25 protein-coding genes and 1 tRNA gene are annotated in these 26266 nt (G+C 40.8%); 12 read left to right on the forward strand and 14 right to left on the reverse strand.

The window, feature by feature from the left end; translation table 11 throughout:
• Positions 1-139 precede the first annotated feature (139 nt).
• The 7 genes from IQ209_RS02540 to yieE all read right to left on the reverse strand — a co-directional run bounded on the left by IQ209_RS02540 (position 140) and on the right by yieE (position 8018).
• A complete protein-coding gene (locus IQ209_RS02540) occupies positions 140-1525 on the reverse strand; it encodes an APC family permease (RefSeq protein WP_193848696.1) in 1386 nt (461 codons plus the stop codon).
• Complete coding sequence (locus IQ209_RS02545; protein ID WP_193848698.1) at positions 1515-1727, reverse strand: hypothetical protein; 213 nt, start codon at positions 1725-1727, stop codon at positions 1515-1517. The genes IQ209_RS02540 and IQ209_RS02545 overlap by 11 nt, the downstream gene beginning before the upstream one ends.
• Positions 1728-2275: 548 nt before the next feature.
• Positions 2276-3064 (reverse strand): ABC transporter ATP-binding protein, encoded by a 789-nt coding sequence (locus tag IQ209_RS02550; RefSeq protein ID WP_193848700.1) that lies wholly within the window; start codon positions 3062-3064, stop codon positions 2276-2278.
• Entirely contained in the window at positions 3061-4146 is a 1086-nt protein-coding gene (locus IQ209_RS02555; protein ID WP_193848702.1) for an iron ABC transporter permease, read from the reverse strand. Before IQ209_RS02555 ends, IQ209_RS02550 begins: the two co-directional genes overlap by 4 nt.
• Positions 4147-4165: 19 nt before the next feature.
• Positions 4166-5266 carry an ABC transporter substrate-binding protein gene (locus IQ209_RS02560; RefSeq protein WP_304952567.1) on the reverse strand — a complete coding sequence of 367 codons (1101 nt, stop codon included), beginning with the start codon at positions 5264-5266 and terminating at the stop codon, positions 4166-4168.
• Between the two features lie 262 nt (positions 5267-5528).
• Complete coding sequence (locus tag IQ209_RS02565; protein ID WP_193848706.1) at positions 5529-7016, reverse strand: amino acid permease; 1488 nt, start codon at positions 7014-7016, stop codon at positions 5529-5531.
• Positions 7017-7154: 138 nt separating this feature from the next.
• On the reverse strand, positions 7155-8018 hold the full coding sequence (yieE, locus tag IQ209_RS02570; protein ID WP_193848708.1) for a DNA-binding transcriptional regulator YeiE: 864 nt from the start codon (positions 8016-8018) through the stop codon (positions 7155-7157).
• A gap of 189 nt (positions 8019-8207) precedes the next feature.
• On the opposite strand from yieE, the gene IQ209_RS02575 reads away from it, so the two are divergent.
• The gene (locus IQ209_RS02575) at positions 8208-9290 is read left to right on the forward strand and encodes a YeiH family protein (protein ID WP_193848710.1); all 1083 of its coding nucleotides are present in this window, start codon (positions 8208-8210) and stop codon (positions 9288-9290) included.
• A 95-nt stretch (positions 9291-9385) separates the two neighbouring features.
• Positions 9386-10228, forward strand: coding sequence for a deoxyribonuclease IV (nfo, locus tag IQ209_RS02580; RefSeq protein WP_193848712.1), 843 nt, complete (start codon positions 9386-9388; stop codon positions 10226-10228).
• Here nfo and fruK read toward each other — a convergent pair whose 3' ends face one another.
• Positions 10229-11167, reverse strand: coding sequence for a 1-phosphofructokinase (gene fruK, locus IQ209_RS02585; RefSeq protein WP_193848714.1), 939 nt, complete (start codon positions 11165-11167; stop codon positions 10229-10231).
• A 218-nt stretch (positions 11168-11385) separates the two neighbouring features.
• Between fruK and IQ209_RS02590 the strand changes: the two genes are divergently transcribed.
• The 3 genes from IQ209_RS02590 (at position 11386) to yeiP (ending at position 13894) form a co-directional block, all read left to right on the forward strand.
• Entirely contained in the window at positions 11386-11805 is a 420-nt protein-coding gene (locus IQ209_RS02590) for an NUDIX domain-containing protein (RefSeq protein WP_193848716.1), read from the forward strand.
• A 141-nt stretch (positions 11806-11946) separates the two neighbouring features.
• On the forward strand, positions 11947-13191 hold the full coding sequence (gene mtr, locus IQ209_RS02595; protein WP_193848718.1) for a tryptophan permease: 1245 nt from the start codon (positions 11947-11949) through the stop codon (positions 13189-13191).
• Between the two features lie 130 nt (positions 13192-13321).
• Entirely contained in the window at positions 13322-13894 is a 573-nt protein-coding gene (gene yeiP / locus IQ209_RS02600) for an elongation factor P-like protein YeiP (protein ID WP_193848720.1), read from the forward strand.
• Positions 13895-13971: 77 nt separating this feature from the next.
• Here yeiP and IQ209_RS02605 read toward each other — a convergent pair whose 3' ends face one another.
• Together IQ209_RS02605 and IQ209_RS02610 are read right to left on the reverse strand one after the other, a co-directional pair.
• A complete protein-coding gene (locus IQ209_RS02605) occupies positions 13972-14283 on the reverse strand; it encodes a type 1 fimbrial protein (RefSeq protein WP_193848722.1) in 312 nt (103 codons plus the stop codon).
• Positions 14284-14564: 281 nt separating this feature from the next.
• Positions 14565-14894 carry a type 1 fimbrial protein gene (locus IQ209_RS02610; RefSeq protein WP_228005671.1) on the reverse strand — a complete coding sequence of 110 codons (330 nt, stop codon included), beginning with the start codon at positions 14892-14894 and terminating at the stop codon, positions 14565-14567.
• 471 nt (positions 14895-15365) lie between these two features.
• Between IQ209_RS02610 and IQ209_RS02615 the strand changes: the two genes are divergently transcribed.
• Together IQ209_RS02615 and mepS are read left to right on the forward strand one after the other, a co-directional pair.
• Positions 15366-16070, forward strand: a complete 705-nt coding sequence (locus IQ209_RS02615; protein WP_193848724.1) for a phosphatase PAP2 family protein — start codon at positions 15366-15368, stop codon at positions 16068-16070.
• A gap of 344 nt (positions 16071-16414) precedes the next feature.
• The gene (gene mepS / locus IQ209_RS02620; protein WP_193848726.1) at positions 16415-17002 is read left to right on the forward strand and encodes a bifunctional murein DD-endopeptidase/murein LD-carboxypeptidase; all 588 of its coding nucleotides are present in this window, start codon (positions 16415-16417) and stop codon (positions 17000-17002) included.
• Between the two features lie 92 nt (positions 17003-17094).
• Here mepS and IQ209_RS02625 read toward each other — a convergent pair whose 3' ends face one another.
• The 3 genes from IQ209_RS02625 to rsuA form a co-directional block, all read right to left on the reverse strand.
• On the reverse strand, positions 17095-17439 hold the full coding sequence (locus tag IQ209_RS02625) for a YejG family protein (RefSeq protein ID WP_193848728.1): 345 nt from the start codon (positions 17437-17439) through the stop codon (positions 17095-17097).
• Between the two features lie 626 nt (positions 17440-18065).
• Positions 18066-19256 carry a Bcr/CflA family multidrug efflux MFS transporter gene (locus IQ209_RS02630; RefSeq protein WP_193848730.1) on the reverse strand — a complete coding sequence of 397 codons (1191 nt, stop codon included), beginning with the start codon at positions 19254-19256 and terminating at the stop codon, positions 18066-18068.
• Positions 19257-19289: 33 nt separating this feature from the next.
• The gene (rsuA, locus tag IQ209_RS02635; protein WP_193848732.1) at positions 19290-19997 is read right to left on the reverse strand and encodes a 16S rRNA pseudouridine(516) synthase RsuA; all 708 of its coding nucleotides are present in this window, start codon (positions 19995-19997) and stop codon (positions 19290-19292) included.
• 270 nt (positions 19998-20267) lie between these two features.
• On the opposite strand from rsuA, the gene IQ209_RS02640 reads away from it, so the two are divergent.
• Both IQ209_RS02640 and rplY read left to right on the forward strand, forming a co-directional pair.
• Positions 20268-22025, forward strand: coding sequence for a DEAD/DEAH box helicase (locus IQ209_RS02640; RefSeq protein ID WP_193848834.1), 1758 nt, complete (start codon positions 20268-20270; stop codon positions 22023-22025).
• 178 nt (positions 22026-22203) lie between these two features.
• Positions 22204-22485, forward strand: a complete 282-nt coding sequence (rplY, locus tag IQ209_RS02645) for a 50S ribosomal protein L25 (RefSeq protein WP_086953583.1) — start codon at positions 22204-22206, stop codon at positions 22483-22485.
• Positions 22486-22583: 98 nt separating this feature from the next.
• Here the strand turns inward: rplY and yejK are convergent, their stop codons facing one another.
• Complete coding sequence (gene yejK, locus IQ209_RS02650; RefSeq protein ID WP_193848734.1) at positions 22584-23591, reverse strand: nucleoid-associated protein YejK; 1008 nt, start codon at positions 23589-23591, stop codon at positions 22584-22586.
• Positions 23592-23867: 276 nt separating this feature from the next.
• On the opposite strand from yejK, the gene IQ209_RS02655 reads away from it, so the two are divergent.
• From IQ209_RS02655 to IQ209_RS02665, 3 genes are all read left to right on the forward strand, one after another.
• Positions 23868-24095: a YejL family protein gene (locus tag IQ209_RS02655; protein WP_099140284.1), complete on the forward strand. Its 228-nt coding sequence runs from the start codon at positions 23868-23870 to the stop codon at positions 24093-24095.
• Between the two features lie 30 nt (positions 24096-24125).
• Positions 24126-25865, forward strand: a complete 1740-nt coding sequence (yejM, locus tag IQ209_RS02660; RefSeq protein WP_193848736.1) for an LPS biosynthesis-modulating metalloenzyme YejM — start codon at positions 24126-24128, stop codon at positions 25863-25865.
• Positions 25866-25940: 75 nt separating this feature from the next.
• Positions 25941-26017: transfer RNA gene (locus IQ209_RS02665), tRNA-Pro, on the forward strand.
• Positions 26018-26266: the final 249 nt, after the last annotated feature.

Consider the following 26266-nt stretch of genomic DNA (forward strand, 5'->3'; position numbering starts at 1 on the left):
AACTGGCATGGAAATTTTCTTATTATATGATGTTTTTTGATAAGATTTGTATGATTTATGCTCTCTTTTGTTATTTCAGATAAAAAAACAGCACCTGACGATGCTGTTTTTTAGAACAAAATACTGAAATGTTTTCTGATTATGATTCAGTAAACTGCGGCATTGGTTGGCGGAAGCTACGAGTCAGGAAAAACATGTAAATAAGACCAATGCCTCCCCAGATCAAGCCTAACTCCATCGAATTTGATTCTAAATTCATCCATAAAACACCCACAGTTGCAGCCCCAAGAAGTGGCAAAATCAAGAAATTGAGGGTGTCTTTCAAGGTATTATTACGACGTTCACGAACATAGAATTGAGAAATCACCGATAAATTAACGAACGTAAAAGCAACCAATGCGCCAAAATTGATCAGTGCCGTCGCAGTCACCAGATCCAACCAACATGCTGATAAGGCGACAATACCAACCAATATCACGTTAATGGCTGGTGTACGCCATTTAGGGTGAATATACGCAAATATTTTTTCAGGCAGTACACCGTCACGTCCCATGACATAGAGCAAACGAGATACACCCGCATGTGCAGCCATACCCGAAGCCATTACCGTGACACTGGAGAATATGAGAATCACATACTGGAATAACGCACCAGCAACATAAAGAATAATTTCTGGCTGGGAAGCGTCTGGGTTTTTAAACCGAGAAATATCCGGGAAATAGAGCTGTAAGAAATAAGATACTGCAATGAAGATCATACCACCAATTAACGCAGTCAGGAAAATCGCTTTAGGGACAACTTTACCTGCATTTGGTGTTTCTTCCGACAAAGAGCTAATGCCATCAAACCCAAGAAATGAGAAGCAAAGTATTGTCGCACCAGTAATCATCGGAATTAATTGGGCTTCCTCTGATGTAAATGGCTGAATACTCAGTAACGTTCCTGCACCTTCTCCATTATAAACACCACGGATCATTAGCCCAACAAGTATTACCATAACAACAATCTGGACAATCACAACGATGCTATTGATATTAGCAACGACATTGATGCCACTCAGATTGATGATTGTCATAAGTGCAGTCAACATGACTACAAAGATCCATGGTTCAATACCAGGGAACAAAGCCTGTAGGTAAATCTTTGCCAATAATATATTGATCATCGGCATCAACATATAATCCAGTAAAGAAGACCAACCCACCATAAATCCAAGATGGGGGCTCATTGATTTTTGTACGTAAGTATAAGCAGAACCCGCCGATGGAAAACGCTTTATTAATTTTCCATAACTTAGCGCTGTAAATAAAATTGCAGTTAATGCAATAGCATAAGATGTCGCAACATGCCCACCGGTCAAACCAGAAACAATGCCAAATGTATCAAAAATAGTCATTGGCTGCAGATAGGCAAGCCCCATCATAACGACTTGAAACAGAGTCAATGTTCTTCTTAGTTGAACGCGGTTGTCAGCATTGGCTTGGTTAATACCAAGTGCAGTAGGAGTAGTAGTATTATGCAACATGAGCGAAACCTCCCATAACTTCGATTTGGGTACTGATACAACTACTTAATCGATAGTTACTGGGAAGACTTCGCTTCTGTCTATAAACAGAAAAGAAAGAAGAATTGGTGAACGGTGAATTGACAGAGGGTCGTGCCCCATAGTCATCGTTGCAGCAACGAGCGCCAATTGGCACAAGTGCAAAAGAGAATAATTGCTCCATATTTGCATTCCTCAGTACAGCAACCCCGTTTCAATTATGGTTGCTTGTGGTCAATATCGATCCGGAACAGAATCCGGCCTCTTGGTGTTGTAAAAAATAATTCAAAGCAAAAAAAATAACTGATGCATATTTACACACCAGTTATTTTTAGTGCACGCATTTTGCACTTCAAGTTTAGAAATAGCAAGCGCGATAACACTAAAAATTTATTATTTTTTACGACACTACAGAGCCTTATGGAGTAGGCTCTTACTGAGTTAGTGCTGAAACTAAACGCCATCAGATCCGTAGATTGGCCTTTGATAAGTTTTTAGCACAGAGGAGAACTATTTACCATTTAATTACGATGTTCTGATAGCAAAAAAATCATCCCATCATGACAAAATTGATAACGGGATGATTCTATAGGATGTCCAGATGTTAAGTATAATGATTAATATTTATAAAAAAGAGAAATATTAATTAAAAATAGTAATTAAATTATTCCTGTTAGTGTTATATTTATCAAATTACACTTTAATTTTATTAAAGTGAATTATCGCCTTATTCTAACTCACTAATTCTGTCACTAGACCATCAATTAATACTTGCAGTATTCCCTGAGAACAACGTTCAATTCGGCCTTTAATGCCATAAACTTCTGCCAAGCTACTTGGTGTAATAACCTGCTCAGGTTTACCTTCAGAAATTAATTTACCTTTTTTTAGCATTAACACATGGTCACCATGGCGCAATGCAATATTAATATCGTGAACAACAACAATCGTAATAATATTACGACGGCGCGTTTCACGTGCAACTAAATCCATGACATGGTATTGGTAATTTAAATCCAGCGCACTTAATGGCTCATCTAATAATAATAATGTCGGACGGCGGATTAATGATTGAGCCAATCCAACTAACTGCTTTTGACCACCAGATAGTTGATCCAAATAGCTAAGCGCCAAATGCTCAATACCAAGCTGGCGTAACAGTTCCATGACTTCCTGTTCACATTGGCTATTACTCACGCCCCCCGATGCTCGTTGAGCAACGATCACCGATTCCAATACATGAAGATGAACACCTGCTGGTAATGATTGAGGCAAATAAACGACATTTTGGGCACGTTGGGCAAAATTCATCTTCATCAGATCCTGCCCATCCAACAACAGTTCACCACTGGCTTTATTCAATCCCGCCAGCGAACGTAGAAGTGTGGATTTACCACAACCATTCGGCCCCAACAATACAGTGATTTGACCACACGGCAATGCATTGATATCCAGATTTTCAATCACGGAGTGCTTTGGATATCCCGCCGTCAGGCAATTGATTTTTAATCCCTGACTCATACATTCCCCCTATGGCGTAAGACTATGCTAAGGAAGAAAGGCACACCAACCAACGATGTCACTATCCCAACCGGTATGATAATGCCCGGTATCAGATTCTTAGAAGCAATGGAAGCCATGGACAAAACTAATGCACCAATCAACGCACTTGCAGGCAAGAAGAAGCGGTGATCTTCACCAAACATTATTCTGGCGATATGAGGAGCCACCAATCCAATAAAAGCAATAGGGCCAACAAATGCAACTGCCAATGCCGTCAGGATACTGATACGCAACAATGTTCCCAAACGAAGGCGGCTAATATTGATTCCAAAACTGATAGCACGGTCTTCTCCCAGACGCAATGCAGTCAATTTCCAAGAATTGCTCAATGAGAAAGGTGCAATGACAGAGAAAACTAACACCATAATGCCCAATTTTTCCCATGTCGCCCTGGCAAGGCTACCCATTGTCCAGAAAACCAATCCCTGTAAGGTATCTTCCGTAGCGATAAATTGCATCATCGAAACTAACGCTTCGAAGGTAAATACCATCGCAATCCCAAACAACACAACACCTGAAGTTGCAACTCTCGTCCAGCGGGTAATGCCATCAAGCATCAAGGAGGCCAATAATGCAAAGAGAAAAGCGTTTGCGGAAATAAACCACTGATCCGGTACTCCCGGAATACCAATGCCAAGCACAATGGCTAATGCCGCACCAAAAGAAGCAGCATTGGAAACCCCCAACGTAAATGGGCTGGCTAGCGGGTTATTTAAAATTGTCTGCATTTCAGCACCGGCCAGTCCAAGCGATAGGCCGATCGCTACCGCCATCAGGGCATAAGGCAATCGAATATCCCAAACAATTACCCGTGTTGCTGCGTTAACACTCTCTGGTGAAAACAGGGTTTGCCAGAGGGCTTGCAGTGATAACCCTGATGGTCCTATTGTAAAATCCAGTACAACAGAAATGCCAATCGCCAAGACGATGAATAATATCCATGCAATACGTCGGCGCAGGATATGACGATAATGTGCTTTTATATCGCACTCACTCAATTGTTTTTTCACCATTGGCATAGGCTCGGTAGTGACACTCATTTTTATTACCTGCTACTGCTTATTTCTCGCTGACCCAATATGTGCCTACCGGTTCAATAGCCAAGAATTTATTGTGAAGTTCTTTCAATGTTTGTTGCGGATCTAAATCAGCGAATTTTTCAGGATAGAACCATTTAGCAAAAACTTGAGTAACAACAACATTATAAGGAGAGTTATAGTAGTGATGCCAAATAGCATAGCTACGCCCTTCCTTCACAGCAGTTAAGTTATTGATACCTTTACGTTCAGTGATTTCTTTCAAGCCTGCGCGGGTTGTATCGGCAGAAGTTTGGGCTCCCATTTTGATCCCTTTACCTTTATCACCTGGATCTTGCGCACCGCTTGCGATGTAAATATAAGGATCTTCAGCAATGACTTTTTCCAGATTCATTGTACCCAATGGAGAAGGCAGTACTTCTTTGGCGATATTTTTGCCTCCAGCCAAATCAATGAAGTTCCCCATATTCCCGTTACCTGCCGTACCACAGCAATCTTCACTAAAACCTGCCAGAAGCTCAATAAATACAGAAGGCTTCTCAGCGTCTGGTATACGATCCGTAATATCAGTGACTAATTTTAAATTTTTTTCATAAAAATCAGCGTAAGCATTAGCCTGATCTTCACGATGCAAGATTTTGCCCAGCATACGGATGCTAGGTAATGTATTTTTCAGGGGATCGTTGCGGAAATCGACAAAAACAACAGGGACACCTGCTTTCTCCAACTGCTTCACCAACTCACTGTTTTTTCCTGGGCCATGTCCAGACAGACCAAAAATGGCAACGTCAGGATTAAGGGTCAGCACTTTTTCAGAGCTAACACTGTCAGCGCTAGTGTTACCAATCAGAGGGATATTATCGATTTCAGGAAATTTAGCTTTATAAATAGCGTAAGTTTGTGGATCCAGTTTACGGAAATCACCTTGCCAACCAGCGATACGAGCCAGAGGTTTATCTCCTTCCAATATGGCAACAGAATGGAATAGACGACCTTCACCTAACAAGATACGATTGACTTTCTCTGGCACCTCAACAGTACGTCCAGCAACATCAGTGACTGTTTCAGCCCAAGATGCAAAACTTGCCACCATGGCAGAACCCGCCATTAGACTGATACTCATACTTTTCACGACTGCTCGAAATACAAACTTCACTTTAGTTAGCCTCTTCATGCAACAATTGTGCTGCTAACAATAAAGCAAATAAGAATACTTATCAATGCGATTGGAATGGTATAGCCGAAATTTACCATCGATATTTTTTCCCTGATTTCCTGAAAAATAAAAACTGCCAATTCCATCACAGAACAGGCAGTTTTTCGTAAAACAAAAGCAACAATGCTTCAATTAACAATTATCAATTCATTAATGATTAGTTAACGGATTATTCTTTGTCGGTATATTTGAATGCTGGAAATTCCATCTCACTGTACTTAACAAAGCGAGTTTTCTTTTTCAGCTTGTAACTAAGCCAAATAAGCAGAAATAACGGGATGCCAATGTAGGTCGCGGTTACTCCGTACCAGTCGATCTTATCTTGCAAAAATGCCTGATAATTTTGGCCCAACGTAATAACTAAACATAAGATAAAGGCAAAAATCGGCCCAATCGGGAAGAAACCTGAGCGATATGGCAGATCATTGATATCCAAACCTTGGGCGACATAGCCTTTACGAAAGCGGTAATGGCTGATTGCAATTCCAAGCCATGCGATAAATCCGGTCATACCTGAGGTATTCAATAACCACAAATAGACTGTTTGATTACCAAACATGGAACTAAGAAAACACAGTCCTGCTACCACGGTTGTAGCATAAAGCGCATTACGCGGAACACCACCTTTAGACAAATGACCAAAAATTCTCGGTGCCTTACCCTCTTTTGCTAGCGTAAATAGCATACGGGTGGAAGCATACATCCCTGAGTTTCCCGCTGACAGAACAGCAGTTAATATCACCGCATTCATTATTGCAGCCGCTGATAATAAACCCGCATTTTCAAATACCAGCGTAAATGGACTCACACTGATATCTTTCACGCCATTGCGCAACAAATTAGGATCAGTATAAGGAATGATCAGGCTGATGATTAAAATCGCAAACACATAGAACAATAAGATACGCCAGAATACCTTGCGCACTGCACGAGGAATATTTTTTGCCGGATCTTTCGATTCCCCTGCGGTAATACCTATCAGCTCTGTCCCTTGGAAGGAGAAACCGACAATCATTGCCACCCCGATCATGGCTGCAAAGCCACCCGCAAAAGGAGCGTCATCAATTGCCCAATTATGCCAACCTGCACCTTCAGCGCCTTTCATGATGCCAGCAATCATTAAAATGCCAACGGCAATGAACACGATAACCGTGGAAACTTTGATCAAGGAGAACCAATATTCTGCTTCACCAAATCCTTTGACGGAAATGAAGTTCAAAAGAAAAATCAGGGCAAGAAATAACGCACTCCATACCCAACCAGGAACATCATCAAACCAATATCCCATCACCAGTTGCGCAGCGACAAGGTCAACCGCAATCGTCACCGCCCAGTTGTACCAATAATTCCATCCCAATGCGAAGCCAAAACCCTCATCAACATATTTGGAACCATAAGTTGAAAACGACCCTGAAACTGGCATGAACGCGGCCAATTCACCTAAACTGGTCATCAAGAAGTAGACCATTAAGCCAATTAATGCATAGGAAAGTAAAGCCCCACCAGGGCCAGCCTGAGAAATGGTTGCGCCAGAAGCAACAAATAATCCTGTGCCAATTGATCCACCTATGGCAATCATTGCCATATGTCGTGCTTTTAATTCACGGCGCAGGGTTGTTGGAGCCTGATCCCGTGGCATACTTTCTTCGCGAGACATTCTATTCCTATATCATTTAAAATAAATTTAATGCGGAATTGTAACAAATCCTCGTCTCCAGAATAGCAACGATTCGTGGTTATAAGATACCTTCATAATCCACAGCCAATTATTAGCTACACGATTATATTCTCAATATTAGTTACAATAACTCAGTAACTTCCGTAACGCATTGGATATATGTTTTTGGCGGTGGTAAATCAGGTACAAGGTGCGATTGAGGCTAAGTTTAGGAATAACAAGTTCAGATAATGTGCCATTTTTCAATTGTTCCTGGACAACTCGTCGGGAAAGACAACTGATTCCCATTCCATATTGAACAGCATGTTTAATGGCTTCCGAATTACCTAACTCCATCGCAATATTGAATCTCGGCATTTGTGAGAACAAAAGATGATCCAAGATTTCTCTTGTTCCTGAACCTTTTTCTCTCAATATCCAGGGCGCCTTGATCAAATCTTCCACGCTAAGCTCACCTTGCAACAGCGGGCTTTCTGGAGAGGAAAAAACGATCAACTCATCTTTCATCCATGGTTGTGTGATCAACTCAGGATCGTGACACAATCCTTCAATCAATCCTAAATCAACACGAAACTCAGCAACTGCCTTGATTACGTCTCCAGTATTACTGATATTCAATTCCAGTGGTGTCTCAGGATAATCCTGACGATACCTCGCCAACATTTCAGGTAGCATATAATTGCCAATCGTGCTGCTAGCCGCTAACCGCAATGCGCCCAATTCCAGTTTGAAAAGCTGTTCCACTTCACCAGCCTGTTCAAGTAATGCCAATGCCTTAGGATAGAGTAAACGCCCATGTTCATTGGTGACCAGACGTTTTCCGACTCTATCAAACAGTTGTACTCCCAACTGTCCTTCAAGATCTGTTAGTGAAGCACTCACCGCAGATTGTGATAACGCTAATTGCTGAGAAGCCTGTGTCGTTGAACCACTTTTCAGAACTTCTGCAAAAATCTCCAGTTGTCTCAGAGTGATACGCATATGGCCTCACGGGAAGCAAAATAAAAGGGAAAGATAGTTTTGATTTTAGACAGTATTACGCAACTTAACAAAAGTCACCCTTAATTAATCTATTTTAGTGTTAATATGTATAAATATTATAAATTTTATTGATTTACAAATCTTCTATATACTTATTCCTAAAACGTATAAGCTAATAGAGTCGCCACTATGTCTGAAAATCAAGTAGAGGAATTTACCAAAGTCCACCAGAACACCGTATTAAAATTAATTCCCGGTATCCTATTAGCCGTAATCCTGACAGCAATCGCCATCTATATCGGGACTATTCCTTGGCTTGTAAATATGGGATTGGGTATCCTGACTCTTGCCATCCTATTGGGGATCATTATCGGCAATACCCTGTATCCCCTCTTAAAATCCGTCTGTGATAGCGGCATCCATTTTTCCAAACACTACCTATTGCGAGCAGGCATCATTCTTTATGGATTTCGCCTGACTTTCCAACAAATCACAGATGTTGGTGCAACTGGAGTATTGATCGATATCATCATACTTTCATCAACATTTTTTATGGCATTATGGATTGGGCGTACTTTCTTTCAACTGGATAGCCAAACCATCATCCTAATTGGTGCAGGAAGTAGTATTTGTGGCGCCGCTGCGGTTATGGCAACAGAACCCGTTGTCAAAGCCCCTGCCAGCAAAGTTGCTGTCGCCGTCTCTACAGTAGTTATTTTTGGTACACTGGCAATCTTTATTTATCCGTGGATTTATCAACTCAATGCCCACTACCAGTGGGTTAATTTTACTCAGGAAACATTTGGTATTTTTTCGGGTTCAACTGTTCATGAAGTAGCCCAAGTCGTTGCCATTGGACATGCGTTAGGCAGTGATGCCGAAAATGCAGCGGTTATCAGTAAAATGATCCGCGTTATGCTATTAGCCCCTTTTCTATTACTGCTTTCCGGCTACCTCCGTCGCGTGAAAGTTAAAAATTGTCATGTCTATCCTCAAAAATCCCCAATCACTATTCCGTGGTTTGCTGTATTTTTTATTGCCACTGCGAGTTTCAACTCTTTTCATCTATTACCTGAATCCCTTGTTAACCATCTTATTGCCATTGATACCATCATGCTGGCAATGGCCATGGTTGCTTTAGGGTTAACCACCCATATCAGTGCTATTCGCCAGGCTGGGGCTAAGCCTATTTTGTTGGCACTTATTTTGTTTGTCTGGCTAGTCGTGGGGGGATTAATCGTCAATCAGGGCATCCATCATTTATTGGGCTAATTTAGAATGAAGGAATATTAAATCGACTTTTGCTGCCAAAATTTTATCAATCAGGTGAACAATGCCATAATGACGAAAACACAGGAGAAAATAAGATGAAATTTGTTGGAGCCCATGTGAGCGCTTCGGGCGGTGTTGATCAGGCAGTGATCCGTGCTCATGAATTAAATGCAACGGCATTCGCCTTGTTCACAAAAAACCAGCGCCAATGGTATGCCCCACCGTTATCGACAGATGTCATTGATCAATTCAAAGCGAACTGTGAACGTTACGGTTATGGTAGCCGACAAATTCTTCCTCATGACAGCTACCTAATTAACCTTGGCCATCCTGAAGCAGACGGTCTGGAAAAATCCCGTGCAGCATTCCTTGATGAAATGCAGCGCTGTGAACAATTAGGCATTGATCTGCTGAATTTCCATCCGGGCAGCCATCTTAACAAAGTTGACATCGATAAGTGCCTCGCCCGTATTGCGGAATCCATTAATATTACGTTGAATAAAACACAAGGTGTCACTGCCGTTATCGAAAATACTGCCGGACAAGGCACCAACCTTGGTTTTAAATTCGAACAACTGGCGGCAATTATTGACGGTGTCGAAGACAAAACCCGCGTTGGAGTCTGTATTGACACCTGTCACGCTTTTGCGGCTGGTTACGATTTGCGCACCGAAAAAGATTGCGATGCGACTTTCAAGACATTCGATGAAATCGTTGGATTCAAATATCTTAAGGCCATGCATCTAAACGATGCCAAAAGTGAATTTTCCAGCCGTGTTGATCGACATCACAGCCTTGGTGAAGGCAATATCGGTAAAACACCTTTCAGCTATATCATGAAAGATGACCGTTTCAATGGTATTCCCCTGGTTCTTGAAACGATCAATCCAGATATTTGGGCTGAAGAAATTGCCTGGCTAAAATCCCAGCAAAGTTAATTACCTGACTGAAATTAACTCGATCTTTGCCATCATTGATGCAAGTTCAGTGCGGCTTTTAATCCCAACATTCGGCTGGCTAACCGTGAGTGCAGAAACTGCGGTCGCCAGACGCAATGTGTGTTCGCTGGATTCTCTCATCAGCAAACCATAGACCAATCCTCCGACCATAGAGTCCCCTGCCCCAACCGTGCTGACCACTTCACAATGTGGTGGTTTTGCCAACCATGAACCAGAGGCATTGACCCATAATGCGCCCTGTTCTCCCAGTGAAATAACAACGTGGGCGATCCCTCTATTGCGCAATTCATGAGCTGCGTCAATAACGCTGTCCAAATCCGGCAATGGCTTACCCGCCCAAATCTCCAATTCATGGCGATTAGGTTTTACCAGCCAAGGTAATGCCTTAAGGCCAGCAACAAGAGCTTCACGGCTACTGTCAAAAATAATGCAGGGACAAGACTGTCGTAATTGCATCATCCAATCTGCAAATGATTCTGCTTTGATCCCTTCGGGCAAACTACCACTGACAACAACCATATCGAACTGCCCCAGCCATGTCAGAGAATCACTGACAAACCGATTCCATTCTTCTTCTGTCACATAGAAACCAGAAAAATTGAAATCTGTCACTTCACCCTGTTTTTCAGTCAGCTTGACATTAATACGCGTTCGTCCAGAGACAAGATGAAAACGATTTACCATCCCGTTTTCGCTAAAAAACTGCTGAAACCCTTCCTGATTCTCTCGTCCCAGAAAACCACTAACAGTAACATCAATGCCTAAGTCACGCAGTACCTTCGCGACATTGTTTCCTTTGCCAGCAGCGTGAAGCCCTGCTGTCTGTACACGGTTAACATTTCCCTTAACAATATCTGGGCATAAGCCAACTAAATCATAAGCTGGATTTAAGGTAATTGTGGCAACTCGGCGGCTCATCTTGCCCGATATCTCCTGAATAAACAGTCATAAGTAACATTAAGTTTTATCTGTTATTTATAACATCAAAATTGAATCGTTTCAGTTAAAATTACAGCCCGTTCGATCATTGTGTTAATGCAAGCTAACAGTAGAATATGCAACGGAATAATTTCTTATTAGATGACTAAAATCAATCTGAACTAAAGTAAGTAGTTACTAGCCGGAGGAATATATCAGTGTCAGTCGTTGTCGGAGTGGGTGTCATCATCATCAATGATAAGGGCGAAATTCTACTGGGAAAACGTACCAGCCAACATGCGCCATACTGGTCAATCTTCGGTGGTCATGTTGATCCCGGCGAATCCTTTGAAGAGTGCGCGATTCGTGAAATCAAAGAAGAAATTGGCCTAACAATCCAAGACCCCAAAGTTTATGGTATTTGCAATAATCTCGAAACCTATCGTGAAGAAGGAAAACACACAGTTTCGGTCTGTTTGCTGGCACAGTATACCGGAGGTAAACCGCAATTAATGGAACCCGATAAGTGTGAACAATTAATGTGGTGTGATCCTAATCATCTCCCCGAACCTCATTTTGAGGCCAGCCGTAACGCCATAAAATTATGGCAAAAAGCACAATTCTATTCCGCAAATTAATACCAAACTCCCTTCTGGCAGGTTTTCTCAGATAACCTGCCCTACCTTTGTATATATTTTCTTAATTATTTGTTTACACATATAATTTATTTATGTATCGTTGCGCTAGTACAAGGTAACACCATTCATCACGGAGTCTATATGACCATTGAGGTAACGCAAAATTTGAAACGCCCCTCTATATTTGGTGGCGCTATGATCATTGCCGGTACTGCTGTCGGCGCAGGTATGTTTTCCATTCCGATTGTCACATCAGGTGTCTGGTTTACAGGATCAATCATTTTGCTGCTGTATACCTGTACATGTATGTATTTCTCTGGTCTGATGATTCTGGAAGCCAATATGAATTACCCTGCGGGTTCCAGTTTCCATACTGTTACCAAGGATTTGCTTGGCAAAGGTTGGTGTTCTCTCAATGACTTATCCATTGCCTTCGTTCTGTATATATTAACCTATGCTTATATTTCAGCCGGTGGTTCAATACTTTCTCACAATATCGAGAGCATTATTCCGCTACCTCAATCAATATCTGGATTATGTTTTGCCTTTATTGTTGCCTTTATTGTTTGGGTATCGACTAAAGCAGTAGATCGCTTAAGCACTATCCTGATAGGTGGCATGGTGATTACCTTTATTATGTCTGTCGGCGGTATGTTTACCGAAGTTAAGCCCGTCATCTTATTTGATCAAGCCAATACCCATTCAGACTATTTACCCTATGCTTTAATCTCCTTACCTTATTTGCTAGCCTCATTTGGCTATCACGGCAACGTTCCGGGGCTGGTTAAGTATTACCATAAAGACAGTAAAGCCGTCACACACAGCTTGCTATACGGAACATTAATAACGTTAGCGATTTACATATTATGGCAGTATGTCATTCAGGGAAATATTCCACGTGAAGCCTTTAAGCAAATCATTGCCGATGGCGGTAATATTGGTAACTTATTGCAGCAGATGGATAATACTTCTGATAATACGACAATCACTCAATTCTTAAATGCCTTCTCATATATGGCGTTAGCGAGTTCATTCTTAGGTGTATCATTAGGATTATTTGATTATCTGGCAGACTGCTTTAAATTTGACGATACTCGCAATGGTCGTTTTAAAACAGCACTGATCACATTCGTTCCCCCTGCTGCATTGTCACTGATTTTTCCAAACGGTTTCCTATATGCAATCGGTTTTGCTGGCCTGGCAGCAACCATTTGGGCAGTTATTGTTCCGGCTTTAATGGCCAGGGCAAGCCGTAAACGCTTTCCGACATCCAGCTATCGGGCTCCAGGCGGTAATTTTTTGATTGTCTTTATTATCCTATTCGGTTTAATAAATGCGCTAGCACACATTCTCTCTTTGTTTGATTTGTTGCCAGTTTATCGTTAATGTTTCCCTTCCGTCCCAGTATTTTTACTGGGGCTTTCATTCACCTCTTGCCTAATAGGCCAACTGCGAGTAATTTTGTCGCCACTTAAATATTCATTCCACTATTTCCTTGTTTCTACGGAAGGTATCTATGGCTAAAGCCAATGAAATTAAGCGCGGCGCTGCAATCAGCTACAATGGAAAACTATTATTAGTTAAAGACATCGATATTCAATCACCCAGTGCACGCGGTGCCAGCACGCTATATAAGATGCGTTTTACTGATATTCGTACGGGTCAGAAAGTGGAAGAACGTTTCAAAGGTGATGACATTCTTGAAACCATCACATTGACCCGCCGTAGCGTAAGTTTTTCCTATATTGATGGTGATGAATATATCTTTATGGATGACGAAGATTTCACCCCTTATCACTTCAAAAAAGATCAAATCGAAGAAGAACTGCTGTTTATTTCCGAAGAAGGTTTACCAGGAATGCAGGTCCTGACAATGGACGGGCAATTATTAGCGCTTGAATTGCCTCAGACTGTTGATATGGTCATTGAAGAAACATCACCAGGTATTAAGGGTGCCTCAGCGAGTGCTCGCACTAAACCGGCTAAAATGAGTACAGGATTGACTATTCAAGTTCCTGAATACTTGAGTTCTGGTGAAAAAATCCGCATTCATATTGCAGAACGTCGCTATATGGGACGTTGTGACTAATTCTTTATCCTTAAATATGAGTTGCTCTTTTGACAAGAATAACACTCGATGCAAAGAGCAACTCATCGTCTTTGAAGTTAGAAGTAATCCACATTAACAATTGCCACACGTTTCTGATTATCAGTCCACTTCACTCTGGAAACACCTATGTTACCAGGAAGCATGACATCACCTTTCGTTTTGTGAGTTGAAATGATGTGCTTAACAGTGAGATTTTTACCTAATCGATAGCAAGAGATATTGGCTTGAGTGTTTGATATAATAACTTGACATCCTGGATCAACAATCGCACCTGAAAACCGAATGACTCCTCCTTTAGATTCGGCATATCCATAAGAAAGCCATGAAACCAATAAACAACTCATTAACAGCTTAAGATAATTTTTCATGGTTACCTCACTTTCGTTTTTCCATTAACTAAAACTCAGCTACCTTTTATTCCTTCATCTCCATAATAACTATTTCACGTAAGAAAAATACGACATTGAGAACTTTTATTGATAAATATCAAAAGTCATTTTTTAATTAAAATTAGGCACACTATTATTATTGATTAATTAGCAAAACTGTTATTAATAATCATTATTTGAACTAATTCACAGATAAGTTTATTGATTTTATATTATATTACTTAGCTAAAATAAATAATTATTATACTTTTATGTAACATTTAATGATAAGTTATAGTAACAATACCCAATTCCTTATTTTTTCCGACCCATTTTATTTCTTCTGTTCCAATATGTTTTTCAATAGATAATGGCGACCTACTATCCCTTTGATATTTTATGCTTTTTTCTTTAATTAACTGTTTACCATTATACCAGCAGGCCACTTCAATATGCGCTTTATCCCAACTAAGTTGGCATGGAGGTTCAACGATAACACCATGGAAGTAAATAGTTCCAGAACTGGAGGATGATGGAGAATTCGCCATGACAGGATAATAAGATAAAGACATGAACAAAAAAGTCATCATTTTTCGTAACATTCGCATCATAAGCATTCAACCTCCACTACAAGTGTTATTATCTTTTTTCAACTTTAGCCCCGCGCTAATTTGAAAACCAGATAATGGTGTAACGCTCTGCTATCTAACGATATAACGTCAAATGAAACTTTTTCTTTATACTTTTTATTAACTCGAACCACAATTCGATATAATATTCTAATAAGTTAGAATATGATAAATTCAATTGATAGTTATTTAATAATAGTCAGATGCTGACATTGCATCAAATATATATTATCGGTACTGCCGTGGGGTTTTAGCTATTTTTCCGATATCATAAAACTATTTACATATTTGACAACAATAAAGTTTAGCGATGAACTATACAAATATACTGATGTAATCACACCTTAACCACGGCATCTGATGGTGATTACGCTTTCTCATAAATTTTGTTATAGTCCCTTCCCAAGTTAATTTGTCTACCAAACCCCACTTTACGTGTTCAATAGGTATCTCATGACTCGCAGTCACCCGTTTGCTATATTTATTCTCAATATCCTTGGTATTGCTCTGTTCCTCTCATGGTATTTGCCTGAGAATCACGGCTTTTGGTTCCATCTTGATTCCGCTATTTTTTATTTTTTTAATGAAAAATTATTACCAGATTCGAAATTTTCCCTATTTGTCGCTATTGCGAATGTTAGGGCATTCGATGTCATATCACTTTTATGCATGGGGTTACTTTATTACAGCGCATTTCGCAAACAGGATCACGCTGGCAAGCGCCGACTTTTCATGATTGGTTTAGTGATGCTTATCTCTGCTGTTATCATTAATCAAATAGGCCATCAAATCCCCGTCAGCCGCCCAAGTCCAACGCTGACATTTGAAAATGTTAATCGCATAAACGAAATGACCAGCTGGCATACAAAAGATTCCTCCAAAGATAGTTTCCCTGGTGATCACGGTTTAATGCTCTTAATTTTCAGCAGCTTCATTCTGCGTTATATCTCCCGCAGTGCATTCTGCATTGCTCTAGTGATTATGGTCGCTTTTGCTCTTCCCCGTATTATGGCAGGTGCTCACTGGTTTACAGATATTGCAGTAGGCTCTTTATCTCTAACATTGATCGGCATGAGCTGGATATTGCTAACCCCATTAAGTGATATTATGGCAACATGGCTAGACAAGAAATTACCGCATATTAGACGTAATAATTAAGCTCATAATATTGAGGAGATAACAGGTATCTCCTCAATATCATCTCATGTTTACCAAAACAGTATAAAATAGCAACAAATCATTCTAACCTATTAGTTCTTAATCTAATTTTTTGTAAAGAACTCTTTTTGTCTCTCGCTTTTTACTCATGATTTCAGTAATCTTTCCTGCGTTCTGTTTATTAAAATAATATGTTTTGTAAAGATAATAATAAAATGTGTTGCTTCGCACACTTTATGGACAGAAAATTTGTTAACTCACCCTATTCTGACTAGGCTTTAGAACATTTAGTGTTTTCATGGTGGTGATAAGTCACGTCAAGGACTGCAAGGAAAAATCAATAAATGGTTAAATCTAAACCAACACTGAGATACATCTTGCGGCTGATCCCCGCAATTATAGTAGCAGTAACACTGACCGCATGTAGTTCACCAGATTCTAACCTACGCAATAAACAAACTGAGACGCATGCAGTAAACACTGGAAAGCATTATTTACTGCAAGCATCTCAGGATGAATTTGAAACTCTGGTCAACAAGTTAGATATTAAGTCTAAGATACTCAATCAATACGCTGACTGGAAAGGTGTAGCCTATCGGCTTGGTGGAAATACCAAACGTGGTATCGATTGTTCTGCTTTTGTGCAACGTACTTTTCATGATCAATTTGGTATGGAGTTACCACGTTCCACATTAGAACAACAAAATATAGGACAAACCGTTAGTCGCTCTAAATTGCGGGCTGGTGACCTGGTATTGTTTAAGACAGGGGTTCGCAGGCGACATGTCGGTATCTATATCGGCAATAATCAATTTGTCCATGCTTCAACCAGTAATGGGGTTATCGTTTCTAAATTGACCGATACTTACTGGAGTAAACGTTACTATGGTGCAAGGCGAGTGTTATCAGATAACATAAAAACCGCGGTTTGACCGACAGTTAACGTGTTTCATTACTGAAACTTTCCCTTGCAGGCATTAAAAAACGCTTCCATTTAAGAAGCGTTTTTTATCAATGGGTAAAATCATAGTGGATACAGCGCAGTTATATTTTCTGCAATTGCAGCGCCTAACGTCTTTAAACGACATATCACTGCACTCTCATCTTCCTTAGCAAAAAACAAACAGGGTTCTCCTTCCCATTCAATCACAGCACTCGGTATCTGCATATCAGCAATAGACTGATTAATAACATGCAAAATTTCCCGTGCTTCTTCGCCTTCATGGCTTAATAATTTCAGCCCCATTAGGCTATTTCCTAAATCTGTTTCTTCTGCTGGTAAAATCTCAACTTTTGTACCAACGAAGCCAGTTGACCACCGATAACTTTGCGGCAGTCTGTGTACTACCGAAAGTTGGATATTATTCACGTATCATTCCTATCATATCGATTCGTCAAAACCGAATAACCACCAAACAAAAAAGTAAATAAAAGGTTAAAATAAAAATCGTGTTACCGCACTTACTTCACTTCCCACATCAAAAAAAGTGCGACCCAGCTCGCATTTTATATATATTTATACTGTTTAGGTAAAAAATTCAACTTATTTTTATGCAAAACAGCAACCTTTAATTCAAGATTTATTTACATATTTGTTTCTTTCAAACGTTACCGAATGCCAATAAAACCACAATCTTTTTATTTACAATAGGTTAAATAATGACAACCCTATAACCTTCCATAGTCATAAAGTGATTATGGAAAATTAACAAAAAAGCAACATTCCAACACTAACTGGATATGATAATATTAAAAATTTCCTACATTTTTTGGATGATTGCTCGATATTTCCTGTTTATCAGGTTAATCAATAACCCGCTAAAGGCTCATAGCACTTTAGGAAAAATACTTAACTAAATATTTTTTTATTCACTACCAGAAAAAAGAACATCTGATAATAAACAAAAGGCCATCCCCTATCGGCAGATGGCCTCTAAAAATATTTTATGCCTGCGCTTGATTACTCTCAGAACGACTATTTATTTATGATGCTGATTATTTATACGACTTACTGCGTGCATAGATAATAAGCATCATTGCTAATGTCACGCATAATGCCATTGAGCCTACCATAGGCCAGGCATTCTCTTCAGGCAATAGCGACAAAATAGCGCCCACCGATGCAGCAATACTAAAACGGATGGTTCCTGCTAGTGAAGAAACGGTTCCGGCCATGTGGGGATAATCGTCCAACACAACAGCCATAGTGTTAGACGTAATCATGGAAATTCCGCTGATATAAATGGCAACCCCCATAACCAGAGCAATAAATCCCAGATCAAACAGGGTACTAAACAGTAACCATAATCCCACGATAAATTGAACAAACAGCCCAATATGCAACATTTTTAATGGGCCATATTTGCGTACACACTGGCTATTGATAGTTGCCATAATGAACAGAAAAATAATATTCAGCCCAAAATAGTAACCAAAATGCTGCGCAGGTACACCGTTCAGTTTGATGTACACAAATGCACCAACACTGAGAAAAGAGAACATGCCAGCAAAGGAGAATCCACTCGCTAAGATGTAGCAGAGTACCTGGCGTTGCCGAAACAGCATGACGAACTGTCTTACAGTAGTTTTTAAGTTAAATTTCTGCCTTTTCTCTTTAGGTAATGTCTCTTCTATGAAGAGAGCCACCAGGGCAACAGTCATGACTGCAACCAGAGCAATCGACCAGAAAATAGCATGCCAGTTAAACCATACCATCAACATCCCACCCAACATGGGAGCCAATAAAGGTGCGATGATCATCACCAATGTTACAAAAGACATACTGCGGGAAAATTCCTCTTTTGTGAACCTATCACGCATCAGAGCGTTGATGACCACACCGGCAGCCGCAGCAGAAAATCCATGTAAGAAACGCATGGAAATAAAGGTATCAATATCTTGTGCTAAAGCACACGCAGAAGAAGAGATGGCAAAAACAATGACACCTCCCAAAATGACTGGCTTACGTCCTAAGCTATCCGACATTGGCCCATAAATCATTTGCCCAATAGCAAAGCCCAAAATATAGCTACTTAACGTCATTTGTACCAAACCATCACTGACACCAAAACTCTCAGCGATCGTTGGCATACTCGGCAAATACATATCAATTGCCAATGGCATTAGCATAGAAAGCAAACCAAGGATCAAGACTAATCCCAAATAGGACGAACGCTGTTGTTGCACGCAGTTACTCCTGAATCAATTGAAGGATAAAAATTAAGGGGTTGGCATTTGTATGCTGTTGATCTCATTATCAGTCAGCGCCCGATATTCTCCTGGCTCCAATGCAGGATCGAGATAAATTTCGCCGATTCGCTCCCGATGAAGCACAACAACATGATTTCCTACTGCGGCAAACATCCGTTTTACTTGGTGATAACGTCCTTCGCTAATAGTCAAACGAACAAGTTGAGGCTCGATAATTTCCATTTGTGCGGGTTTTGTCAGTGTTTTTTCCCCATTTAACTGCACCCCTGCCAAAAATTTTTGCTCAGTATCCTCAGAGACTGGGTGTTCCAATCTCACAAGATAGGTTTTTTCGCAATGATGCTTGGGGGATGTAATACGGTGTGACCATTGACCATCATCAGTCAACAAAACCAACCCTGTAGTATCGATATCCAAACGCCCTGCTGAATGTAATTTATGAGCCACAGGCTCATCGATAAAATACAAAATTGTCGGGTTTGACGGATCATCTGTCGAACATACATATCCCTGAGGTTTATTCAGCATGAAATAACGTGGACCATTGAGTTGTTGCAATACCGTGCCATCATAGGCAACTTGCTGATCGGACTTCAATTTATAGGCCCCTGTTTTGATGATCTCATCATCGACAGTGACTAGCCCTGCCCGCAACTCGCGTCCCACATCGTTGCGGCTAATACCTAATTGTTGTGATAAAAATTTATCCAATCGCATGAATAGATGTACCTGACAAAAATAAACATATATGAACATGCCCTTGATATGATGAACAACTTCAAGGCCACTATTGTGATACAAGATTAAGCAGATAATTCATAGAAAAATCATCACACCGGTAACTATAGCAACAATAAGTTACACGCTATAGCCCACCTGATCCTAGAAAAATAATAACGAATTATTTCTCGACGGCAGGTTTCAATGAAAAATGTTATTCTCTGCTGTAATTATCTTTTATCTGATATTTGTGACAGTAACATAAAAATGGCTTTTACTTTACGTCCTTATCAACGAGAAGCGGTAGACGCAACCATTCGCTATTTTCGCCAGCACACAGATCCCGCTGTTATTGTTCTGCCAACAGGGGCAGGTAAAAGCCTTGTCATCGCTGAATTGGCAAAGCTGGCACATGGACGTGTTTTGGTACTGGCACATGTCAAAGAACTTGTTGCACAGAACCACAGCAAATATTGTGCTTATGGATTGGATGCAGACATTTTTTCCGCAGGGCTAAATCAAAAACAAAGTACAGGGAAAGTGGTTTTTGGCAGTATTCAGTCCATTGCCCGCAACCTGGATTGCTTTGACCACCATTTTTCTCTGCTAATCATCGATGAATGCCACCGCATCAGCGATGACGAAAACAGCCAATACCAACAAATCATCCAGCAACTTCGAAAAAACAATCCCCAAATCCGCATCTTGGGTTTAACTGCAACGCCCTATCGCCTCGTCGCTGGCTGGATATATCAATATCATTATCATGGCATGATCCGTGGTGATGAACGCAGTTTCTTTCGCGATTGTATTTATGATCTTCCATTGCGTTATATGATTAAGCATCATTTTCTGGTTTCTCCAGAAAGATTGGACATGCCTGTAATGCAATATGATTTCAGTCAGGTACGAACCAGCCAACAAGGGATATTCAATGAAGCGGAATTAAATCGGGAGCTTAAACGCCAAAAACGTATCACTCCTCATATCATTAGGCAGGTCGTTGAATATGCACAAAATCGAAAAGGTGTGATGATTTTCGCCGCGACGGTCGAACATGCCAAAGAGATCTTCCAATTGTTGCCTACAGGACAAGCCGCACTAGTCAGCGCAGATACCCCACCATCTGAACGGGATCACTTAATTTCGGCATTCAAGGAACAGCAACTCCGCTATATGGTTAATGTTGCTGTACTCACAACAGGATTCGATGCTCCCCATGTTGATTTAATCGCCGTATTGCGTCCTACAGAATCTGTCAGCCTTTATCAACAGATCGTCGGGCGCGGCTTACGTTTATTTCCTGACAAAAAAGACTGCCTGATTTTGGACTATGCTGGCAATCCCCACGATCTTTACACGCCTGAAATCGGTAACAGTAAACCCAACTCACAAAGCCAGCCCATTCAGGTATTTTGCCCTATCTGCCAATTTGCCAATACTTTCTGGGGAATATGCACGACAGATGGAGAGATCGTTGAGCATTTTGGGCGACGCTGCCAAGGTTGGGAAGAAGACGAAAATGGGAAACGCCAACAATGTGATTTTCGTTTCCGTTTTAAATCATGCTCCCATTGTGGTGCAGAAAACGATATCGCGGCCCGACGCTGCTATCGTTGTGAGGAAGTACTCGTCGATCCCGATGATATGCTGAAAGCAGCCTTAAAACTAAAAGATGCACTGGTGCTACGTTGTGGTGGCATGCAACTAACACCAGGTCACGACAATAAAGGAGAATGGCTCAAAATCACCTATTACGACGAAGATGGTGCGAACGTATCCGAATTGTTCCGTTTATCGACCCCAGCCCAAAAGAAAGTATTTGAACTGCAATTTCTTCGCCAACATCAGCGTGCACCAGGAACCGTTTTTCGCTGGAAAACAGCAGCAGACGTTGTTAATCAATTTCCTTTATTGCGTCATCCTGATTTTGTTGTCGCGCGTAAAAAAGGGCAATTTTGGCAAATTAGAGAAAAGGTTTTTGACTATCAAGGGCGATTTAGACGGGCTGATAATTTGTACTAAATATGTCAAATAGACTATCCATTAACCAACTGGAAAACATATTTATATTTGCTGTCATATCGGTTTTTCGCTAGAATGCCGCCCGCTTAGCGTAATAACTCATGTTAAGCCAAGTATCGAACCTGCCGCTGGGTCGCCTGTAGCAGGATTTATTTTCTTCTTTTACAGAGAAAAAATAATGTTAACTATTAATGCAGAAGTACGTAAAGAGCAGGGCAAAGGTGCGAGCCGCCGCCTGCGTAGAGCTAACAAATTTCCAGCAATCATCTATGGTGGTAACCAAGAGCCAGTTTCTATCGAACTGGATCACGATGCAGTTATCAACCACGAAAGTAAGCCAGAATTTTACGAAGTTCTGACCCTGGTTGTTGATGGTAAAGAAACTACAGTTAAAGTGCAGGCAGTACAGCGTCATCCGTTTAAACCTAAACTGACGCACATCGATTTCCTGCGTGCTTAATTAGCCACAGTCGAGCTTTTATCGGGACGCCGAGTAAATAACGCCGCAATTGCGGCGTTATTTATTTTTACAACTTGGTTTTTTCCCAATAGCCAATACTAGCGATTGCCACCACCATGACGTTGCAATTGATCGCGCAAATTCGGTGGCGTTCCTTTAATCGTCAACGTATCTGTTACTGGATCCCAAAAAATTCGTTCTCCCATCAACATGGCATCAAAGCTAATGGTTAATCCTCCACCACTGCCTGCAAATTTTGTTAATTGGCGTAACGTTCCGCGATCGACAGGAAAGCTTTCCTCCAATTCATAGCCTTTTTCCTGCGAAAATTGCTGAAAGTTTTGCTCGCCTAACGCGGGTAACTCTTGGGATAGTTCTTGTAACTTAATTTCCTCGCCCGCCTGTAACTGTTCATTACAATAACCATAAACTTGCTGACGATAGGCCTGACGTTCATTTTTATCCAACTGTGCCGACTCACAATAATCATCCAAAGCCTGCAACAAACCTTTATTTTGAACTTTGGCATTCATACCTTCACTGGCGGCAAGGAAATCCATAAAAAAGTCTGAAACCTTGCGCCCTACCCGCCCTTTTAAGAACGTCAGGTAACGACTGGATTCAGGATTGGTTTCCCACTCAGTTAGATCGATTCTTGCAATAATATCAGCATGGGGAATATCAAGATATTGCGTCGTATTTACATCGAGTTCATCATTAACGGACGTGCTGTTACAACTATTAAGAACTGCAATCAGTAAATATTCCACAGCAAGATAACGATATTGACAAAACAGCACCGTTCCCCCTTCGGCGAACGGATACTTTGACAACTCATCTTTCAAACGAACAGTTGCAGCCCGACTAAATCCGAGAAAATCGTCATCTCCTTTACGTAGATGACGGAGTGATCCCGCCAGCTCACTTTCTTCATTGAACAAACCGTAAGCTTTACTTTTCGCGCTATATACGCGATGCAGCTCAGCCATCATCTCTTCAACCACTTGGTTGGTATCCAGTAAAGCATCACGCAAAATCACTTCCAACGTCTGTTCATCACGTTTAATCAACCGATGTAGCGCGATTTGGGTAATTTCCAGACTCATTATTTATACTCCTTTTGCAGCTTTGGCCATATAGGGCCGTGCGGTTAGCGGCGTATTCAAACACCGTTATCTTTCTGCTGCAACCAAAAACCCAATTGACAAAAATACTCGCCATTTAATTGTCAACATCCTACATATCAAAGAGTAAAATGATGCAGCATATTCAATATTGGCAACAACTCCGGCAGCAGAGAGTTAATTTGTCATAAAAAAAGCAGAAAATCCCCCCTCTATACGGTAAGATATGGGGCTTTGTACATTCAGGATTTTTGATTTATGCCACAGTCATCTCGCTATAGCGATGAAAAAGTTGAACATTTATTAGCTGAATTAGTAAATGTTTTCGAGAAAGACCATACTCCAACTGACCTGACCTTGATGGTTTTGGGTAATATGGTAACAAATTTGATCAATACGAGTATTGCTCCTGCCCAACGCAGACATATCGCAGACTCGTTTGCACACGCGTTGCAGTCTTCAATCAACGAAGATAAAGCGCATTAATCTTTATTAACACGTTGACGTAAAGAAAATATGGTGACTCGCTGTCAGCATTACCGCGAAAAAGTTTCTCAGATGATCAGTTGGGGACACTGGTTCGCACTGTTCAACATCATGTTCAGTCTTGTGCTGGGCAGTCGCTATCTATTTGCATCTGACTGGCCGGGTTCACTGTTTGGTCGCATTTACGCGCTGGTCAGTTGGCTTGGCCATTTCAGTTTCATTGTCTTTGCCATCTATTTACTTATCTTATTTCCGCTGACATTTATCGTTATGTCTCAGCGGCTAATGAGGTTTCTTTCGGCCACGTTGGCAACGGCAGGTTTAACACTACTGATATTTGATTCCTCCATCTATGTTCGCTTCCATCTGCATTTAACTCCATTGGTTTGGGATTTAGTCACCAACCCAGAACAAGGTGAATTAGCAAGAGAATGGCAACTGATGTTCATCTGTATTCCTTTGATTTTTCTAATACAGATGCTTTTTGGCACATGGAGTTGGCAAAAGTTACGTAGCCTGAGCCGTCAACGATTTGGTAAGCCACTGGCAGCAGTATTCATTACTGCTTTTGTCGCTTCACATCTCATGTACATCTGGGCAGATGCCAATTTCTACCGCCCGATTACCATGCAGCGCTCAAACTTACCCATTTCTTATCCAATGACCGCCCGTAAATTCCTTGAAAAACATGGTCTATTGGATCAACAAGAATTTCAACGCCGCATTAACCAACAAGGCAATCCCACAGCTTTGAGTGTCAATTATCCGGTCAATAATTTATCTTATCAGGATGCTGGGCGCGGTTATAACTTACTTCTGCTTGTCGTAGATGGGCTGGATCATCAAGACATCACCCATGATATGCCAACTCTGGAACTTTTCGCTAAGAACAATATCCAATTCACTCAGCATTTCAGTACAGGCATTCAAGATGACACGGCATTATTTGGTTTATTCTATGGCATATCATCAGGCTATCTGGACGGTATTCTTAACGCCAGAAAATCCTCAGCACTTATTAATGCCCTGACACATCAAGGATATCAGTTTGGCCTCTTTTCTTCAGATGGATTTCAGACACCACTTTATCGCCAGGCCATACTGACCGACTATTCATTGCCAGAAGCTAAAAGACAAAACGATAACGTAACAGTGACGCAATGGAGCCAATGGTTAGATCTACGCAATGGTTCCACACCATGGTTTTCATTTCTAGATATTAATGGTTTTGTATCTTCTTCTGGTAAATCTGATAATAAAGCGCTGGATACTGAAATCAGCCATGTTCTAGACGTCCTAAAGACTAAAGGCGTCTTAGATAAAACAATCATTGTGATTACTGCTAAACAGAGTAAAAACACAGCTGGTAACGGAACAAAATGGTTTACGGGTGACAAATTCAATCGTGGACAGCTCCATGTTCCCCTGATAATTCAGTGGCCAGGCACTCCAGCACAAACTATCGATAAGTTGACTAGCCATCAAGATATCATGACAACCTTAATGCGCCGTTTATTGCACGTTACTAATTCTCCTGAAGATTATTCCCAGGGTGAAGATCTCTTTAACGCCCAAAGAGAAAATCCGTGGCTTATTACGGGCGATAATGGTTCATTAATTGTTACAATGGCTCAAAATACTGTCTATCTTTCCAAAGATGGACAGTATCATCTGTATGATTTAGAGGGTAATGAAATTCAGGATGCCAAACCAAACCTGGCCCAATTATTACAAATATTAACGGAAGTGAAACGATTTTTAGCAAATTAATCGTTTAAAAATCAAGCACTCACTAAATTAGGGGCTTGCTTTGCAAATAAAAAACGGTAATATAAGAGAAGTCATCGGCATGTAGCGCAGCCTGGTAGCGCACCGTCATGGGGTGTCGGGGGTCGTAGGTTCAAATCCTATCATGCCGACCAAATTTCCCTAGAAAAACCAATCACTTGCGGTTGGTTTTTTTATGCCTGTTATTTGACCGGGGTAAAATGGCCGACGGAAAATGATAAACATGGGCTAACTTTGGAGTGAGTTTTGTTATTTCTCAAAGGCGTTTGAAGCACCTTTTTTCTTGCTGTTTTTTTCGGTGGTTTCTGATTGGGATTCATTAGGAAAAATATTCATTGGTATCTTTCCTATAGCCTTAACCACCTACAGGATTCGAACCTGTG

Origin of the sequence: Xenorhabdus sp. BG5, assembly GCF_015163665.1 — a bacterium.
GTDB lineage: Bacteria > Pseudomonadota > Gammaproteobacteria > Enterobacterales > Enterobacteriaceae > Xenorhabdus.